The following is a 16,829-nucleotide window of genomic DNA, read 5'->3' as shown; positions in this document are numbered from 1 at the left end:
ATTTTTGCCGGTTTATTTCGATGATAAAATAATTAAAGAGAATGGGAAAAGGAATGGGTTTTATATTGGTTGGCGCAACCGGAATCGAACCAGGTGACCTCTGTGAAGTATGACACAGCGCTCTACCACTGAGCTACACGCCTGCAATAAACAAATTTATAACATCTCCTAATCATTCATGTAAATAGATTTCTTTTATTTTTTGGCATTAAATAAATCGTTCGATTAAATAATGACCCGCATATCCTTCGCTATTTATTTACTGTGATTAATATCACGATAAAGCCGCCCCGTTAATACGTTTAAACAAGGGCGGCGTTAATTAGCGGGTTAACAATGTCACGCGGTTATCGTTCTTTTCTCAGATATTCTTTCCGAAATAGTATAAAGAACGATGACGCCGATGCATAAAAAGAACATCACGGCATACAGGGCGCCACCGCCACCTTGTTTTAACAGCAAACCGCCGACAAAAGGAGCGAGCGCCAGGCCAAATTCGTAAAACGTGGCGGCACCGAAGTAAGCCCCTTTTAGGTTAGCCGGCGCCATACGATCAATTTGTATATTGAGCGTAGGGAACAGGATGACTTCGCCGAGGCTGAGCAGGAACATGGCGACCAACCACAGCAGCCAGCTTTCACTGGAAACCAGCAGAAAGACAATTTGTGAAAGCGCGAGAAAGAACACGCCCAGGCTGGTTTTCAGTGCCAATGACATGCGGCGGGTAAAGCGCTCGGTGAAATACTGCAGCGTTATCACCGTGGCTGCATTGATGAATATCAGCACGCTGAGCAGGTATTCGGGGTTGTACACCTGGCTGATCATGAGGTATTGCGGCAGCGTCACGTCGATCTGCCCGTAGACCAGCATCACCAAAATGTTGGCGACTACCAACACCTTGAACGCCTGATCGTTCCAGATAATCCGCAAAGAGCCAATGAACGAGAAGGTGGCGTTGCGCGTTTCTTTACCGTGCCCCGCTTTGAATACCGCGAGCACCAGCAGCAAATAGCAAAGGAACGACAATGCGGTGACGAAGAAGGTGGCCTTCTGCGCCGTCAGCCCGAGAGCGACACCCACTAATGGGCCTACGGCTGCGCCCACGTTCATCAGGAAGTAGCGGATGTTCAAGGCGCGTTCCCGCTCTTGCCTGTCATGGAGAATATCGCCGATCACCGCTTTGCTGGCGGGTTCGATCAATGAGCGCGAAATGCCATTGAGTAAAATACCGACAAAATACCACGCCGGTGAGTTGGCCAACGCAAGTACGCTAAATGAAATGATAGCGGCGATTGCACCAAGAATAATCAACGTGCGACGGCCATATTTGTCTGATGCGCCACCGAAGAGATAGCCGAAAGAAATAGACACGATAAGTGATACGCTCATCATGACGCCGATTTCCACCGGCGTCATCGCGTAGTTATTTCTCATGAGAATGGTAATGAATGGCCAAATCATGAAAAAGCAGGCGCGCGTCAAAAACGTCCCGATAAAGATAACCCATATTTCTTTTGGGAAATAAGGGATGAATGTTGACCTCAAGGCGGTTTCTCCTTAAATGTTGCTCGTCGTCTGTTGAACCGAGTGTATTACACCTTTTCCAAACTTTCCTTTTCCCATCGGTTAGCCAGAGTGAGTAACGGCGTCACTCCGGTTTCTCTAATCCTCGCGATGAGATTTTTCCGCTGATCGAAGATAACCGGATGCGGGCTGATGCCTTGAATAATCGCGGCGACAGTCGCCGAGACTGGCGCGCTATGCGCCAGCGTTGAAATCGCCAGAACGTTCATGCAGTATTCGAACATGGAATCGACGGAGTTCAATTTACCCAACATCAAGAACGTCATTTCATCTCCGACGAGGGTAGCGCCAAGGCTGTCGAATATCATTTTGACTTGCGCCACGGGCTTCTCTTTCAGATGGAAACTGAGCAGTGCGCGGAACTGGTCGCGATTCAGACGGCCCTGTTTCATCTCGTCATTCAGCATGGCGAGTGCCTGGCGTACATAATTTTCCTCTTCGTTGAACAGATCTGCCGAAGCGCAGCGGAAATGCTGTTTGAGGAAATACCAGTGAAAGACATATTTGCCGTCGAATTCAAGGCGAACAACGTTGGTGAAGTCTTCCAGATCGTGCCGTTCCGGGTGGAAGTCGCTGAGATCGCAACGAATATCGATGCCGGAAGAGGAGGCGATTCGGCGGCAAATGGTGGTGATATCAGCTTCGCCCAATAGCGCTTGCAGCATATGCTGCATGTTGTTGCCGCCGGCGGCCAACTCGCAATAGGCGTCTTTACCTGGCGTCAGGTATTTGATTCGGTTGTCGCGCGCATTGAGTGATGAGGCAATTTCAGCCCACTGGTTATGTACTTCCTGGCTTCTGATCGTTTCCAAACGAGGGTTTTTTTCATAGAACGCGATGACGCGCGGATCGACAGCCAGACCGCTGCGTTTGAGTATTCCGGCGTCAAGCTGCGCGCTTGCTTGGTTTTTCACCAGGACATTGATGAAGTTGCGCAGCGAACTCTCCCCGCAATCTGAGAACGAGACGTCAGAATCCGGCGCGGGGCGGCAGGTTTTGGTGATGCACAGCGGCGGAAAATAGCGGCCGTACACTTCGCGATCGTAATAGTCATGGCAGCGATCGGGGAAGTGCGTCTCGCCCGTCGCCGTTTCGCCGAACAGCTCCCCGCTCAGTTCCCGCAGTTGCTGCATGTAGGCGGTCAATTTGCCGAAGTTACCCTTGCATTTCAGCCACAGCGCCGCGTTGAGCAAATGAAACACCTCCCTGTCGTGCTCGGCGGTGCGGCTGGCCGCGATCAGTAAACGACATAAATTGTGCAACTCGGCCAGCAAGCTGTCGCGATCGGCACAGTGGATACCGACGTAATCCTGCACACGTCGCGGCAGATAGCGGTGATACTTGTTGAAAGGCAGATGCAATGCAATGAAGTCAGCGCTGAATCCCTCGGTTTGCAGCCGTGCGACGGTGCTTTCGGTAAAATTTTCCGCCAGCATGCTGGCGCGCAAGGTGGCTTCATCTTTTTGCTGGCGGGCATGTTCGACGGTGGCCTGCGCGTTTTGCCAGGCGGGGAACAGGCCGGCTTGATGCATGGCTTCTTGCTGCGCCGCATTCAGGCGTGCTTCCAGCTCGGTGATTTCGGCATTGAGCGCCAGCAGCTGCGCCTCTTTATTCTCAGCAGCGCTTTTGCCCAGCGTTTTTTTGCCGGCTTTGAGCGCGGCGATCGCGGCTCGACATTGTTGGATCGGCACCTGCTGCGCTTTAACGGCGTTTTCCGCCTGTTGCAGGATCTGATTCAGCGCTTTTTCTTGCGCTTTCAAATGGGCGCCTAGGGAGAGCGCTTCGCGTTCTGCGGCTGCGATCTGCGCTTTTGTGTCCTCGAACTGTTGCAGTACGCTGTCGCAAAGCCGGCGTATTTGCACAGAAAGCCGATGTTGCTGCTCAATGGCAGCGTGAAAGTCCGTTTCATCTCGTACATGCTGATATAACGAGGAGATATCATTGTCGGTGAAACGCGGGCTGCACATGAAAGCCACCAGCCGTGCAAGGGTAGAGGGGGAAAACCAGGTGAACGGATTCTTCACCTCTTTGCTTACGTCAAACTCGACCAGGTCAGTACGGTAGAACAACGCGCGCGCCACCTGGCCGATCGGGTGTTCGGCGCCAAGAAAACGGTAATACTTTTCCGCGAGTTCGTTGTTGCACCACAGCACCCCGTACAGTGGCGAAAGAAAACGATACTCAGGGCGTAACGGCATGTAGAGATCGCGGAAAATCTGTCTGGTTTGATCGGTCGTCATCAGCTAAAACCTTGGATGATGTTTTTTAACTTGAGCGCCGCCTGGTGGATTTGTTGTTGCTCATCCTGATTGGGCATCAGCGACAGCGGCGTAAAGACGCCGTCGCGCAGAGCCAGCGGCCAGGACATGAACACGCCCAGTTCCGGCAGCCAGACCGAACCGCAGCAGGGGGTTTCGTCCCGTTGGATGATGCGCTCAAGCAAGATAAGAATGGAGGCGGCCGGGCCATATTTAGGAGGGCGCCGCATTTTGTGAAATATGTCCAACCCTTGATTGCGGGTATCGGTGACGATTTGCGCCAGCGCCTGCGCCGAAAGTAGCTGGTTCAGCGGTCCCTCGTCGGTTGTTACCTGGCTGAGCAAGGGCACCAACCCGGCGCCGTGCTCGCCGCAGACTGTCAGGCTACGCGCGTCGATGCGCTGCATGTCGATCCCGGAAATGCGGCAGATGCTTTTCAGCAGCCTGGCGGTGTTGTGCGCGGCGCCGATGCCTATCACCCGGCAGCGAGAGTCGAGCAGGATTTTATCGATGTAATAGCTGATGCTATCCACCGGATTGACCGCATTGATGATGTGACAGCCGGGAGCAATGAAGGGTTTGGCTCGGCTAAAAATGGCCTCGCTGAGCCGTACGTGATCGTCCAGCAACGCCTGGCGGTCATGCATCGGAAAGGTTGAAGGCACGCCATAGCAACAGAGGATCACGTCAGCCCCGTCGATGTGGCGGTAGTCATCCGTCACAACAATCTTGGGTAAAGACGTTCGGTTATGGCGTGAGAAGAGCGCTTCCGCCAGCAGGCCATCAAGAATATCTTCGCAAACGGCTGAATACTTTTCGGTATTTCGGCAGATGATCACGACTTCATTGACGCTGCCACGTTGCTCGGTCGTACTTAACAGCGCGTTTAGCGTCTCTTGCCCAATACCGCCGAATCCCAATAAAACAATTTTCATGACCGCTCCTGATGACCTGCCCGGCTTATGCTTCGATCAGTTCGGCCAGTCTTGCATACTGCTTCTCAACCATACTCCACCCTTTATCGAGTACGGCTTTGACACGCTGGAATTGTTCTTCGGTCATCCCCTTGAAGAACGCTTTATCCACTTCCTGATGATCGCCATCGAATTCGGAGTGATCCTCGAAATGGTTCTGTTTGCTCGGATCGAACACGTGTTTGATGTTGTTATAGAACACGAAAGCCGAACCTTCGATGACAAAGTGCACCAGGATAGCCTGTTCCAGATTATCCAGCGTGATCATCTGGTGGTTGAACCAGATGCACAGCGCTTCAAAGATCGCGTCTTCGCGAACCTGGAGGTTGTCGCGGCTGTTGCGCAGCACCTCGTCATGGCCGAATTCTTCTTTCAGATGTTCACTGAAGAAACGCGAGAAGCGAACGTCTTCACACAGTGCGCTACGCAGCAGCACCATTTTTTGGAACTGATCGGACAGGATCTGCAGGTAGTCCAGGAACAAGGATTTTTTCGCCTCGGAGAACGTTTTGTCCTTGGCGAATGCGGTAAAGATCTTGTTGTCCTGATAGCGCTCGATGTAGCGGGCGTTATGCGCTTTAAGCTGATGGTAGTAAGCGTAGGGATCTTGATCGAAAGTCACCAGCGGCTTGCTGGGATCTTCATAGAGCCCGCGCTCCTCAAACTGGATTGACAGCCCCCAGTAGCCGTTGTCGCCCGCGCCGATGAAGCCGTGATCCGCGCCTGGCGGAATGCAGATGACATCGCCTGGAACGGCCCGGCGGTCAACGCCGTCTCCCAGCAGGATCGCTTCCCCTTCACAAATGATATACAGCGAAGATATTGGATGAACATGCACATCCAGCTTTTCGTTTTTCGCCAGACGCACCCAGCTTACTGCCAGGCGTGCCCGTTCGGGAATAAAGCGGTTTATTTCCTCATTGGCGCGGAAATTCTTCACTTCGCCCAAAAGCTTCTCAATCCCGTTTTCCTTAATGCTTTTTATGGTTTCCATGTCAGCACGGTGGTACAGGGAAAACTCGGGCTTACGGTCGTATTCAGTTACATGGCTCATTAAGACATTACTCATCTAAGTCAATAAAAAGGATAAATAAAAAGAGAAAAAGAGCGCGCTGCATTCGATCGACGGCGACAATAGCACGGGCTATCACCGAGCGGATGTGATCGGGGTCAAGCTTTGTAATTAATACGTTAATTTTGTTAAAGTTTATGGCGTGTGAAAATGCGATGGATTGAGTTTTTTCCTTGCTAATATTTATTTGTAAGCTATGAGTTAAATGTTTTTTGTTTAAAAACATCTTGTTATGTTTTGTGTGGTGATGTGGGTGGCGGGCTGGATGAATGTGAAGAGAAAGTTATCTGTGAAGATTTGATTCTATTTTGCGCGGTTGAACGAAAAAATCAGGCGGGCGCGAGAAAAGAAAAAGGCCGGTGATTAACCGGCCTTTCGTCAGACGATGCTGCGTGGCTGCCTTAGGTTTCCTGCAGACCCAGCTTCTTCTCCAGATAGTGGATGTTGGTGCCACCGTGCTGGAAGTTTTCGTCGTTCATGATCTTCTGCTGCAGCTCAACGTTGGTTTTGATGCCGTCGATGATCAGTTCAGCCAGGGCGTTTTTCATGCGGGCGATCGCCACGTCACGGTTTTCGCCGAAGGTGATCAGTTTGCCGATCATGGAGTCATAGTACGGCGGTACGGTATAACCGGCGTAGATATGAGATTCCCAACGCACGCCGAAACCGCCTGGCGCGTGGAAGCGGGTGATCTTGCCCGGGCTCGGCAGGAAGGTGTTCGGATCTTCGGCGTTGATGCGGCATTCTACCGCGTGGCCGTGGATCTTCACTTCTTCCTGTTTGATCGACAGCGGCTGACCGGCAGCGATGCGCAGCTGCTCTTTGATCAGATCCACGCCGGTGATCATTTCGGTAACCGGGTGCTCTACCTGAATACGGGTGTTCATTTCGATGAAATAGAACTCGCCGTTTTCATACAGGAACTCGAAGGTGCCCGCACCGCGGTAGCCGATTTCCACGCAGGCTTTCGAGCAGCGCTCGCCGATGTAGCGGCGCATTTCGCTGGTGATGCCCGGCGCCGGCGCTTCTTCGACCACTTTCTGGTGGCGGCGCTGCATGGAGCAGTCGCGCTCGGCCAGATAGATGGCGTTGCCCTGGCCGTCGGCCAATACCTGAATCTCGATGTGACGCGGATTCTCCAGGTATTTTTCCATGTACACCATGTCGTTGTTGAAAGCCGCTTTGGCTTCCGCTTTCGTCATGTTGATGGACTGCTCAAGGTCTTTGTCGCTGCGCACCACGCGCATGCCGCGACCGCCGCCGCCGCCGGAGGCCTTGATGATCACCGGATAACCGATGCGCTTGGCGAAGGCACGGTTTTTATCCATGTCGTCGGTCAGCGGGCCGTCGGAGCCCGGCACGCATGGCACGCCGGCTTTTTTCATGGCGTTGATCGCGGAAACCTTGTCGCCCATCAGGCGGATGGTTTCGGCTTTCGGGCCGATGAAGATGAAACCGGAGCGTTCAACCTGCTCGGCGAAGTCGGCGTTCTCGGACAGGAAGCCGTAGCCCGGGTGGATCGCCACCGCGCCGGTGATTTCCGCCGCCGAGATGATGGCCGGGATGTTCAGGTAGCTTTTTACCGATGGCGCAGGACCGATGCAGACGGTCTCGTCGGCCAGCAGCACGTGTTTCAGATCGCGGTCGGCCGCGGAGTGAACCGCAACGGTCTTGATGCCCAGTTCTTTACAGGCACGCAGGATGCGAAGCGCGATCTCGCCGCGGTTGGCGATAACAATTTTATCAAGCATGGGGGCGCCTCGTTATTCGATGACGACCAGCGGCTCGTCATATTCGACCGGCTGGCCGTTTTCCACCAGGATGGCTTTCACGACGCCGGACTTGTCCGCTTCGATCTGGTTCATCATTTTCATGGCTTCAACGATGCACAGGGTATCGCCGGCGTTCACTTTCTGGCCCACTTCCACGAAGGCTTTCGCGTCCGGGCTTGGGGTGCGGTAGAAGGTGCCTACCATTGGGGAACGAACGACGTGGCCACTCACGGCCGCCGGTGCTGCAGGGGTTTCTGCCGCAGGCGCGGTGGCAACGGCGGTAGCCAGGGCTGGCTGCTGCTGTGCCGGCATCGCGTAAGCCTGCTGCATGACGGGATAAGCCTGCGCCGGTGCGGCACGGCTGATGCGAACCGATTCTTCGCCTTCAGAGATTTCCAGTTCAGAAATGCCTGATTCTTCAACCAGTTCGATCAGTTTCTTGATTTTACGAATATCCATGAGTGTGATTCCGTACTCTTTTTGTGGAGCAATTAGTGGGTTTTCGACAGACGGTTAACCGCTGCCTGTAAAGCGAAAGCGTAGCCATCCGCGCCGAGGCCGCAAATCACGCCTACCGCTACGTCTGAGAGATAAGAGTGATGGCGGAAAGGTTCGCGGGCGTGCACGTTGGACAGGTGGATCTCGATGAACGGGATCTGCACCGCCAGCAACGCATCGCGCAACGCCACGCTGGTGTGCGTGAACGCCGCCGGGTTTATCAGAATGAAATCGGTGTTGCCGCGCGCCTGATGGATGCGATCGATCAGCTGATGCTCGGCGTTGGACTGCAGATGGCTCAGGGTAATATCCAATGCGGATGCCTGGTTTTCCAATCCGTTAACAATCTCTGTCAGCGTCGTGCTGCCGTACTTCTCCGGCTCACGCGTCCCCAGCAGATTGAGATTGGGGCCGTTCAGAAGCAAAATGTGAAACTTATCCGCCATTGTGCTGGTATCTCCGGCAATAAAACCATCATCGTAGAAAATAACCCGATGTTACCGATTTGTCACCTGTTAAGGGGCAAATTCACCCTGAGAACAGAAACAAGGTCGGGCATTATAACGATATCGTAGCAATTCGCAGCTAAATACTGGTCTTATCAGCGAAGATATTCAACCCCAAATCGACCAACTCGGGGTTCCGTGACAGGAATATGAGCGCTGGAACACAGAAAAAGTTCCCGCCGGCGGCGTGCGTTTTTCAACGACAATCACGCGCGCCGCCGCGCGATTCAGCGCCACCAGGCGCGGAATTTCTTGTAGCGCAGGCCCAACAGCGCCACCGCCAGCAGCGCGTAAATGAACGGCTGGGGGGAAAAGGTTTTGACCGACCACAGATAGTGGATGGGCGCGAGGATCGCCGCCAGATAGACGAAGTTGTGCAACGTTTGCCATTTGGCGCCCAGTTTGCGCATCGCCCACAGCGTCGAGGTGGCCGCCAGCGCCAGCAGGATCAGCCAGGTGAGGATGCCGAGCGTCAGATAAGGGCGGTTCACCAGCTCGCTGCCCAGCAGGCCGAGATTGCTCAGCCCCAGTTCCAGCGTGGAGTAGCTTATCAGGTGCAGCGTGCCCCAGGCAAAACACCACAGCCCCACCAGACGGCGGCAGCGGATCAGCAGCGGCTGGCGGGCGTAGCGTGCCAGCGGGGCGATCATCAGCGTGGCCAGCAGCAGTTTCAGCGTCATCCTGCCGGTAAAATGCTGGATGTCCTTGGACGGATCGGCGCTGAACCAGCCTTGATCCACCGCCAGTACCAGCCAGAGAAAGGGCAAAAACGCCGCCAGATGCAGGGCGGCTTTCAGCCATTTGATGTGAACAGGCGTCAGGCGCACTTAGAAATTCTCCCGCAGATCCATGCCGCGATACAGCGACGCCACCTGATCGGCATAGCCGTTGAACAGCAGCGTCGGTTGGCGTTTGACGTCGAGAATGCCGCCGGAGCCGATGAAGCGCTCGGTGGCCTGCGACCAGCGCGGATGATCGACGTGCGGATTCACGTTGGCGTAAAAACCGTACTCGTTCGGCGCGGATTGGTTCCAGGTGGTCGGCGGCTGATCGCGCACCAAGCGGATATGCACGATCGATTTGATGCCTTTGAAGCCGTATTTCCACGGCGTGATCAGTCGCAGCGGCGCGCCGTTTTGCGGCGGCAGGGTTTTGCCGTACACGCCGACGGTCAACAGCGCCAGCGGATGCATCGCCTCGTCCAGCCGCAGCCCTTCGACGTAGGGATATTTCAGGCCGCCGCCGATAAAGCGATCTTTCTGGCCGGGCATCTGCTCCGGATCGTACAGCGTCTGGAAGGCTACGTAACGCGCGTTGCTGTTCGGTTCGGCCAGCTTGAGAAGCTTGCCCAGCTCGAAACCGATCCACGGCACCACCATCGACCAGGCCTCGACGCAGCGCATGCGGTAAATACGCTGCTCCAGCGGGAAACGCTTCATCAGATCGTCGATATCCAGCGTTATCGGTTTCGCCACTTCGCCGTCGATGCGCACTTTCCAGCCTTCGGTTTTCAGCCCGCCGGCGTTGGCGGCCGGATCGGCTTTGTCGAGGCCGAACTCATAGAAGTTGTTGTAGCCGGTCACCTTGTCTTCCGGCGTCATCGCCAGCTGCGCCTGCCAGGCGGCCGGTTTGCCGAATGCCAGCGCTTTGCCCGGCGGCGCCTTGGGGCGATCGTTGCCCTTGAACCACGACAGCAGGTCCGCCCGCGCGCCGGTAGGCAGCGCCAGCGTAGCGGCGCTGATGCCGAGCGCCTGCAGCACCTTGCGCCGCTGGTGGAACACGCTCTCCGGCGTGACGTCGGCCTCGGTTAATTTCGGGTGTTTGTTCATGCTTATGTTCTCCGCGACTGATTCCCGCCGCCTGTAAGCGGCAAACGGGTCTCCATGAAATAAGCATGGCGCTAAAGCCGGCCGGAAGCGAGGGGGCGCGGGAAAATATGAAATTTCGCAGAAGCGGGAACTCCCCCCGTCGACGAGGGGAGAAGGTCAGCGGATTTTCACCAGGGTGCGGCCGGTGATTTGGTTGTTCAGCAGCGCAGCGGCGGTGGCCGGCGCCTGCTCGAGGGTGATTTCGTGTGTGGCCTGCTGATAGAAGCTGTCCGGCAGAATGCCGGCCAGCCGTTCCCAGGCGGTTTGGCGGCGATGCAGCGGCGTATGCACTGAATCCACGCCCTGCAGGCGCACGTTGCGCAGAATGAACGGCATCACGGTGGTCGGCAACTGATAACCGCCCGCCAGGCCGCAGGCGGCGACGGTGCCGTTATAGTTCATCTGTGCCAGCACCCGCGCCAGCAGTTTGTCGCCGACGGTGTCCACTGCGCCGGCCCACAGCTGTTTCTCCAGCGGACGCGGCGTGTCGATATAGCCATCGCGCGACATCACCTCTTTGGCGCCGAGCGCTTTCAGGTACTCGGTATTGCTGTCGCGGCCGCTGATGGCGGTCACCCGGTAACCCAACGCCGCCAGCAGGGCGATGGCGGTGCTGCCCACGCCGCCGCTGGCGCCGGTGACCAGGATATCGCCGTCGTCCGGGTGCACGCCGCCTTCCTCCAGCGCCATCACGCACAGCATGGCGGTAAAGCCGGCGGTGCCGATGATCATCGCCTTGCGCTCATCCAGCCCGTTCGGCAGCGGCACCAGCCACTCACCGGAGACGCGCGCCTGCTCGGCCAGGCCGCCCCAGTGGTGTTCGCCCACGCCCCAGCCGGTGAGCACCACGCTTTGCCCCTCTTTGAAGCGATCGTCGCGGCTGTGGCGCACGGTGCCGGCGAAATCGATGCCCGGCACCATTGGGAAGTTGCGTACGATCTTGCCTTTGCCGGTGATCGCCAGCGCATCCTTGTAGTTCAGGCTGGACCAGTTGATGTCGACGGTAACATCGCCTTCCGGCAACCGATCGCTGTCGATATCTTTGATATGGGCCAGAGTTTGGTCGTCTTGTTGTTCCAATAACAGTGCACGCATGTCACTCTTCCTCTCGTTTACACTTTTCTATCAATGGCTGAATCACATTTATTTGACTATATGCATAATAAGCGGCCCAAGTCCTGATAAAGGACAAAAACGGCGCTTGCAGGTTTAATTCTTCAGCAAGGCTTGTTAGGGTTGGACGGCCCCTTTTAGCTAAAGGGTGAACACTCACTTAACCATAGCGGACAAGGCACAGGGATGCGATTTACCACCAAACTCTCTGCATTGATCACTCTGTTGGTCGCGCTGGCGATGTTTTTGATGCTGATGGGATGCTCATACAGCTTCTTTTACGTTACCCAGGATCGCCAGGAGCGCCGCTTGGATTCGCTGGTTACCACTCTCGATCAAGCCATGCTGAGCGAGCCGCCGCAGGAGCAGGAGAAATGGTTGCCCATCGTCATGCGCACGCTCGGCATCGTGTCGATCCGCATAGAGGCCGGGGCCAGCCAACTGCTCGACTATAAATTGCCGACGGTCAAAAAAGAGCACTGGGATGCGCTGAACGGCTATCGTCAGGTCTCGCGCCCCCTGTTGCAGCACCCGGGCAGCACGCTGTACATCACCTACCTCGATCCCTTCGCCAGCGACGTGCGTACGCTGCAATCCACCGCCGCCGTCACGCTGTCGATCGTCGTCATGGTGGTGATTTTGCTGTTCAGCCTGCGCTGGCTGCGTGAACAGGCCGACGGCGAAGATCGTCTGGAACGCCGCGCGCGGCGCATTCTGAACGGCGAGCGTGAAAACGTCATGCAGGGCGACGTGCGTGAGTGGCCGGCCAACGTCAGCGGCGCGCTCGACCGCCTGCTGGCCGATCTGGCGGAAGCGCGGGAAGAGCGCAGCCGGGTCGATACGCTGATCCGCGCCTTTGCCGCGCAGGACGCCAAAACCGGGCTGAATAATCGCCTGTTCTTCGATAACCAATTGACCACTCAGCTGGAAGATGAAGGCTCGCACGGCATCGTGATGATGGTGCGGCTGCCCGATTTCGAGACCCTGCGCGAGACGCACGGCAGCGTGGCGGTGCAAGAACTGATGTATTCGCTGGTCAACCTGCTGTCTACCTTCGTGATGCGCTACCCGTCGGCGCTGCTGGCGCGCTACTTCCACAGCGATTTTACCGTGCTGTTGCCGCATCGAACCCTGAAGGAGGCCGACGGCATCGCTTCACAGCTGGTCAACGCCATCGATGCCTTGCCTTCCACGGCGCTGATCGATCGCGAGGCCTTCCTGCACATCGGCATCGTGGCGTACCGCAGCGGTCAAACCACCGAGCAGGTGATCGACTATGCGGAGCAGGCGACGCGCCACGCTACGCTGCAGGGCGAAAACGGGTGGTATGTGTACGACAGCCAGGTGCCGGAAAAGGGGCGCGGCAGCGTCAAGTGGCGCACGCTGCTGGAACAGGTGCTGGCGCGCGGTGGCCCGCGGCTGTATCAGAAACCGGCGGTGACCGTGGAAGGCGAGGTGCACCATCGCGAGATCATGAGCCGGATCTATGACGGCACCCAGGAATTGCTGCCGGCGGAATATATGCCGCTGGTGCAGCAGCTGGGGTTGGCGGAGAGTTACGATCGCCAACAGGTGAGCCGCATCATTCCCTTGTTGGCGCAGTGGCCCGAGGAAACGCTGGCGTTTCCACTGTGCGTAGACTCGATTTTGCAGCGCTCTTTCCAGCGCTGGCTACGCGATACGCTGTTGCAATGCGAAAAAAGTCAACGTCGGCGAATTCTGATTGAACTTGCGGAGGCAGATGTGTGTCAACATATCGACCGTTTGCGTCCGGTGCTGAGGTTGCTGTCAGGGCTGGGTTGCCGCCTGGCGGTGTCCAAAGCGGGGTTAACCGTGGTCAGTACGTCCTATATCAAGTCGCTGCAGGTGGAGATCGTCAAGCTCCACCCGGGGTTGGTGCGGAGCATCGATAAGCGGGACGAAAACCAGCTGTTCGTGCAGAGCCTGACCGGCGCCTGCGCGGGTACGCGCGCGCAGGTGTTCGCCGCCAGCGTACGCACGCGCAACGAGTGGCAGACGCTGAAAGAGCGTGGGATCCACGGCGGGCAGGGCGACTTTTTCGCGTCGCCGGAACCGATCGACGCGGGGCGTAAAAAATATTCACGTCGTTATCGCGTTTAAGCTGATTGCCGGACAAAAATTGACGTAGAATGAGCGCCGGATCCATCTGGGCCATGTCACTCGTCATTTTGGAGTTTTCTCCAATCTGCCTGCGACAACGACGCCTATTTGAGATAGGCTCTTGTCAGCTTTTATCTGGTTGGCGTTGGTAGGTGCTTACCATCGGCGGCAATCAGGGAATATGTTAGATTTTATGAGCTGTGTTACGCCGTTTCGTGCGTTGACAGGGTGGTAAACTGAGCCTTTGTTCAGGGAATTCAGGCCTCATCCAATTTCCGTGCATTCGAGCAGAAACAATACAGACTATTTTTCACCGAAGTAGAACGTTTTTGCGCCTTGTCGCTGCTTCGTGTGGTTGGTAAAGTAGGCGGATTTTATTTTCCGCCCCCAGCTTGCAGGATTATCCTTTCGTTATGTTTAAGAAATTTCGTGGCATGTTTTCCAACGACTTGTCCATCGACTTGGGTACCGCCAATACCCTGATTTATGTTAAAGGGCAAGGCATCGTACTGAATGAACCTTCGGTGGTTGCCATTCGTCAGGATCGTGCCGGCTCCCCAAAGAGCGTTGCGGCCGTCGGTCATGACGCCAAACAGATGCTGGGCCGCACCCCCGGCAACATCGCGGCTATTCGCCCGATGAAAGACGGCGTGATCGCCGACTTCTTCGTGACCGAAAAAATGCTGCAGCACTTTATCAAACAGGTTCACAGCAACAGCTTCATGCGCCCAAGCCCGCGCGTGCTGGTCTGTGTGCCGGTCGGCGCGACCCAGGTTGAACGCCGCGCTATCCGCGAGTCCGCCCAAGGGGCCGGCGCGCGCGAAGTGTTCCTGATTGAAGAGCCGATGGCGGCGGCGATCGGCGCAGGTCTGCCGGTCTCCGAAGCGACAGGCTCAATGGTGGTGGATATCGGTGGCGGTACCACTGAAGTGGCGGTGATCTCGCTGAACGGCGTGGTGTACTCCTCTTCCGTGCGCATCGGCGGCGACCGCTTCGATGAAGCCATCATCAATTATGTGCGCCGCAACTACGGCTCGCTGATCGGCGAAGCGACCGCCGAGCGCATCAAGCACGAAATCGGTTCTGCCTATCCGGGTGACGAAGTGCGCGAAATCGAAGTCCGCGGCCGTAACCTGGCCGAAGGCGTACCGCGCGGCTTTACCCTGAACTCCAATGAAATCCTCGAAGCCCTGCAAGAGCCGCTGACCGGCATCGTCAGCGCGGTGATGGTGGCGCTGGAGCAGTGCCCGCCAGAATTGGCCTCCGACATTTCCGAACGCGGCATGGTATTGACCGGCGGCGGCGCGCTGCTGCGCAATCTCGATCGCTTGCTGATGGAAGAAACCGGCATCCCGGTCGTAGTGGCGGAAGATCCACTGACCTGCGTGGCGCGCGGCGGCGGCAAGGCGTTGGAAATGATCGACATGCACGGCGGCGATTTGTTCAGCGAAGAATAGTCAGCCCCTGGAAGGAGGAATCGTATCGGATGAATGCGCACAGCGAGAATCGGGTACGGTTCCTCTTTCTGTTGTCGAGGAACTCGCATAATTTATGAAGCCGATTTTTAGCAGGGGGCCTTCCCTGCAACTGCGACTTTTTTTGGCGGTGATTGCGGCCATTGGCCTGATCGTTGCCGACAGCCGGCTCGGCACGTTCGTGAAGATACGCAACTACATGGACACCGCAGTCAGCCCTTTCTATTTTCTGGCCAACGGGCCGCGTAAAGTTTTGGACAGCGTGTCAGAGACGCTGGCCACCCGCCAACAGCTGGAGCTGGAAAACCGCGCTCTGCGGCAGGAACTGCTGCTGAAAAACAGCGATATTCTTCTTCTTGGCCAATTCAAGCAGGAAAACGCCCGCTTGCGCGAGCTGCTGGGTTCTCCGCTGCGTCAGGACGAACACAAGATGGTCACCCAGGTGATCTCCACCGGTTCCGATCCGTATAGCGATCAGGTGGTGATCGACAAAGGGTCGGACAACGGCGTCTATGAAGGCCAGCCGGTGATCAGCGACAAGGGCGTGGTCGGTCAGGTGGTGGCGGTGGCGAAAGTCACCAGCCGCGTGCTGCTGATCTGCGACGCCTCGCATGCGCTGCCGATCCAGGTGCTGCGCAACGATATTCGGGTGATCGCTGCGGGCAGCGGCTGCGCCGACGATCTGCAACTGGAGCATCTGCCGAACAACACCGACATCCGCGTCGGCGACGTGCTGGTCACCTCCGGCCTCGGCGGCCGCTTCCCGGAAGGGTATCCGGTAGCGGTGGTCTCCTCGGTCAAAGTCGACAACCAGCGTGCTTACACTGTGATTCAGGCGCGGCCGACCGCCGGTCTGCAGCGTTTGCGCTACCTGCTGCTGCTGTGGGGCGCCGATCGCAACGGCGACATGCCGCTGCCGCCGGACGAAGTACACCGCGTGGCCAATGAGCGCTTGATGCAGATGATGCCGCAGGTGCTGCCGCCGGCCGGTTCCGTCGGGCCACAGCTGCCGGCCCCGGCCGCCGGTGCGGCGCCGCAATCCGGCGCTCCGGCGTCTGCTCAGCCTCAGGTTCAGCCTGCGGCGGCGGAGGTGGTGCAATGAACAGCTACCGCAGCCACGGGCGCTGGATAATCTGGCTGTCGTTCCTGGTGGCGTTGGTGCTGCAAATCATGCCGTGGCCGGAGCAGATCTACATGTTCCGGCCTTCCTGGCTGGTGCTGATCCTGATCTACTGGGTGATGGCTTTGCCGCATCGGGTCAACGTCGGCACCGGCTTCGTGCTGGGGCTGATCATGGATCTGATCCTCGGTTCCACGCTGGGCGTGCGCGCGCTGGCGCTGGGCATCATCGCCTATCTGGTGGCGTTCAAATTCCAACTGTTCCGCAATATGGCGCTGTGGCAACAGGCGCTTATCGTCGTGTTGCTGTCGCTGTCGATGGACGTGGTGGTGTTCTGGGCTGAGTTTTTAGTGATCAACGTCTCTTTCCGCCCAGAGGTGTTCTGGAGTAGTGTGGTAAACGGCATTTTGTGGCCGTGGTTATTCCTGTTGATGCGCAAAATCCGCCGTCAGTTCGCCGTACAGTAAG

The 16,829-nt window shown here is 56.8% G+C and carries 14 protein-coding genes and 1 tRNA gene; 4 read left to right on the top strand and 11 right to left on the bottom strand.

Annotated features, from left to right (window positions below; translation table 11 throughout):
• Positions 1–66 precede the first annotated feature (66 nt).
• The 11 genes from ACOWVD_RS15385 to ACOWVD_RS15335 form a co-directional block, all read right to left on the bottom strand.
• Positions 67–143 (bottom strand) — tRNA-OTHER (locus ACOWVD_RS15385).
• A gap of 196 nt (positions 144–339) precedes the next feature.
• Complete coding sequence (locus tag ACOWVD_RS15380) at positions 340–1,545, bottom strand: MDR family MFS transporter (RefSeq protein ID WP_004936868.1); 1,206 nt, start codon at positions 1,543–1,545, stop codon at positions 340–342.
• A gap of 47 nt (positions 1,546–1,592) precedes the next feature.
• Complete coding sequence (locus ACOWVD_RS15375) at positions 1,593–3,824, bottom strand: hypothetical protein (RefSeq protein WP_421105650.1); 2,232 nt, start codon at positions 3,822–3,824, stop codon at positions 1,593–1,595.
• Complete coding sequence (locus ACOWVD_RS15370) at positions 3,824–4,777, bottom strand: lactate/malate family dehydrogenase (RefSeq protein WP_197798917.1); 954 nt, start codon at positions 4,775–4,777, stop codon at positions 3,824–3,826. Before ACOWVD_RS15370 ends, ACOWVD_RS15375 begins: the two co-directional genes overlap by 1 nt.
• Before the next feature lie 25 nt (positions 4,778–4,802).
• Positions 4,803–5,885 (bottom strand): cupin domain-containing protein, encoded by a 1,083-nt coding sequence (locus ACOWVD_RS15365; protein WP_241487051.1) that lies wholly within the window; start codon positions 5,883–5,885, stop codon positions 4,803–4,805.
• Between the two features lie 404 nt (positions 5,886–6,289).
• A complete protein-coding gene (gene accC / locus ACOWVD_RS15360; protein WP_004936886.1) occupies positions 6,290–7,639 on the bottom strand; it encodes an acetyl-CoA carboxylase biotin carboxylase subunit in 1,350 nt (449 codons plus the stop codon).
• A 12-nt stretch (positions 7,640–7,651) separates the two neighbouring features.
• A complete protein-coding gene (accB, locus tag ACOWVD_RS15355) occupies positions 7,652–8,119 on the bottom strand; it encodes an acetyl-CoA carboxylase biotin carboxyl carrier protein (RefSeq protein WP_004936889.1) in 468 nt (155 codons plus the stop codon).
• Between the two features lie 32 nt (positions 8,120–8,151).
• The gene (aroQ, locus tag ACOWVD_RS15350) at positions 8,152–8,604 is read right to left on the bottom strand and encodes a type II 3-dehydroquinate dehydratase (RefSeq protein ID WP_004936891.1); all 453 of its coding nucleotides are present in this window, start codon (positions 8,602–8,604) and stop codon (positions 8,152–8,154) included.
• A 287-nt stretch (positions 8,605–8,891) separates the two neighbouring features.
• Positions 8,892–9,491 carry a protein-methionine-sulfoxide reductase heme-binding subunit MsrQ gene (msrQ, locus tag ACOWVD_RS15345; RefSeq protein ID WP_004936895.1) on the bottom strand — a complete coding sequence of 200 codons (600 nt, stop codon included), beginning with the start codon at positions 9,489–9,491 and terminating at the stop codon, positions 8,892–8,894.
• Positions 9,492–10,493: a protein-methionine-sulfoxide reductase catalytic subunit MsrP gene (gene msrP, locus ACOWVD_RS15340; protein WP_049241434.1), complete on the bottom strand. Its 1,002-nt coding sequence runs from the start codon at positions 10,491–10,493 to the stop codon at positions 9,492–9,494.
• Positions 10,494–10,649: 156 nt separating this feature from the next.
• On the bottom strand, positions 10,650–11,627 hold the full coding sequence (locus ACOWVD_RS15335) for an MDR family oxidoreductase (protein ID WP_164095424.1): 978 nt from the start codon (positions 11,625–11,627) through the stop codon (positions 10,650–10,652).
• Positions 11,628–11,831: 204 nt separating this feature from the next.
• Here ACOWVD_RS15335 and csrD point away from each other — a divergent pair, with 204 nt between their 5' ends.
• The 4 genes from csrD to mreD all read left to right on the top strand — a co-directional run bounded on the left by csrD (position 11,832) and on the right by mreD (position 16,828).
• A complete protein-coding gene (gene csrD, locus ACOWVD_RS15330) occupies positions 11,832–13,766 on the top strand; it encodes an RNase E specificity factor CsrD (RefSeq protein WP_049241436.1) in 1,935 nt (644 codons plus the stop codon).
• 413 nt (positions 13,767–14,179) lie between these two features.
• Complete coding sequence (gene mreB, locus ACOWVD_RS15325) at positions 14,180–15,223, top strand: rod shape-determining protein MreB (protein ID WP_003855260.1); 1,044 nt, start codon at positions 14,180–14,182, stop codon at positions 15,221–15,223.
• Between the two features lie 94 nt (positions 15,224–15,317).
• A complete protein-coding gene (mreC, locus tag ACOWVD_RS15320) occupies positions 15,318–16,343 on the top strand; it encodes a rod shape-determining protein MreC (protein ID WP_049241438.1) in 1,026 nt (341 codons plus the stop codon).
• The gene (mreD, locus tag ACOWVD_RS15315; protein WP_004936918.1) at positions 16,340–16,828 is read left to right on the top strand and encodes a rod shape-determining protein MreD; all 489 of its coding nucleotides are present in this window, start codon (positions 16,340–16,342) and stop codon (positions 16,826–16,828) included. Before mreC ends, mreD begins: the two co-directional genes overlap by 4 nt.
• The last annotated feature ends 1 nt before the right edge of the window (position 16,829 follow it).

Origin of the sequence: Serratia sp. SA088, from assembly GCF_049065515.1 — a bacterium.
Lineage (GTDB): Bacteria > Pseudomonadota > Gammaproteobacteria > Enterobacterales > Enterobacteriaceae > Serratia > Serratia nematodiphila.
The sequence above is the reverse complement of the archived record's forward strand: the minus strand, read 5'-3'. Positions and strand labels throughout refer to the sequence as shown.

Bases quoted from the DNA above. Each gene is read 5' to 3' on its own strand.
- ACOWVD_RS15365 (WP_241487051.1), bottom strand. From the start codon at position 5,885: ATGAGTAATGTCTTAATGAGCCATGTAACTGAATACGACCGTAAGCCC.
- csrD (WP_049241436.1), top strand. From the start codon at position 11,832: ATGCGATTTACCACCAAACTCTCTGCATTGATCACTCTGTTGGTCGCG.
- ACOWVD_RS15370 (WP_197798917.1), bottom strand. From the start codon at position 4,777: ATGAAAATTGTTTTATTGGGATTCGGCGGTATTGGGCAAGAGACGCTA.
- mreB (WP_003855260.1), top strand. From the start codon at position 14,180: ATGTTTAAGAAATTTCGTGGCATGTTTTCCAACGACTTGTCCATCGAC.
- msrP (WP_049241434.1), bottom strand. From the start codon at position 10,493: ATGAACAAACACCCGAAATTAACCGAGGCCGACGTCACGCCGGAGAGC.
- accC (WP_004936886.1), bottom strand. From the start codon at position 7,639: ATGCTTGATAAAATTGTTATCGCCAACCGCGGCGAGATCGCGCTTCGC.
- mreC (WP_049241438.1), top strand. From the start codon at position 15,318: ATGAAGCCGATTTTTAGCAGGGGGCCTTCCCTGCAACTGCGACTTTTT.
- ACOWVD_RS15375 (WP_421105650.1), bottom strand. From the start codon at position 3,824: ATGACGACCGATCAAACCAGACAGATTTTCCGCGATCTCTACATGCCG.
- aroQ (WP_004936891.1), bottom strand. From the start codon at position 8,604: ATGGCGGATAAGTTTCACATTTTGCTTCTGAACGGCCCCAATCTCAAT.
- accB (WP_004936889.1), bottom strand. From the start codon at position 8,119: ATGGATATTCGTAAAATCAAGAAACTGATCGAACTGGTTGAAGAATCA.
- mreD (WP_004936918.1), top strand. From the start codon at position 16,340: ATGAACAGCTACCGCAGCCACGGGCGCTGGATAATCTGGCTGTCGTTC.
- ACOWVD_RS15335 (WP_164095424.1), bottom strand. From the start codon at position 11,627: ATGCGTGCACTGTTATTGGAACAACAAGACGACCAAACTCTGGCCCAT.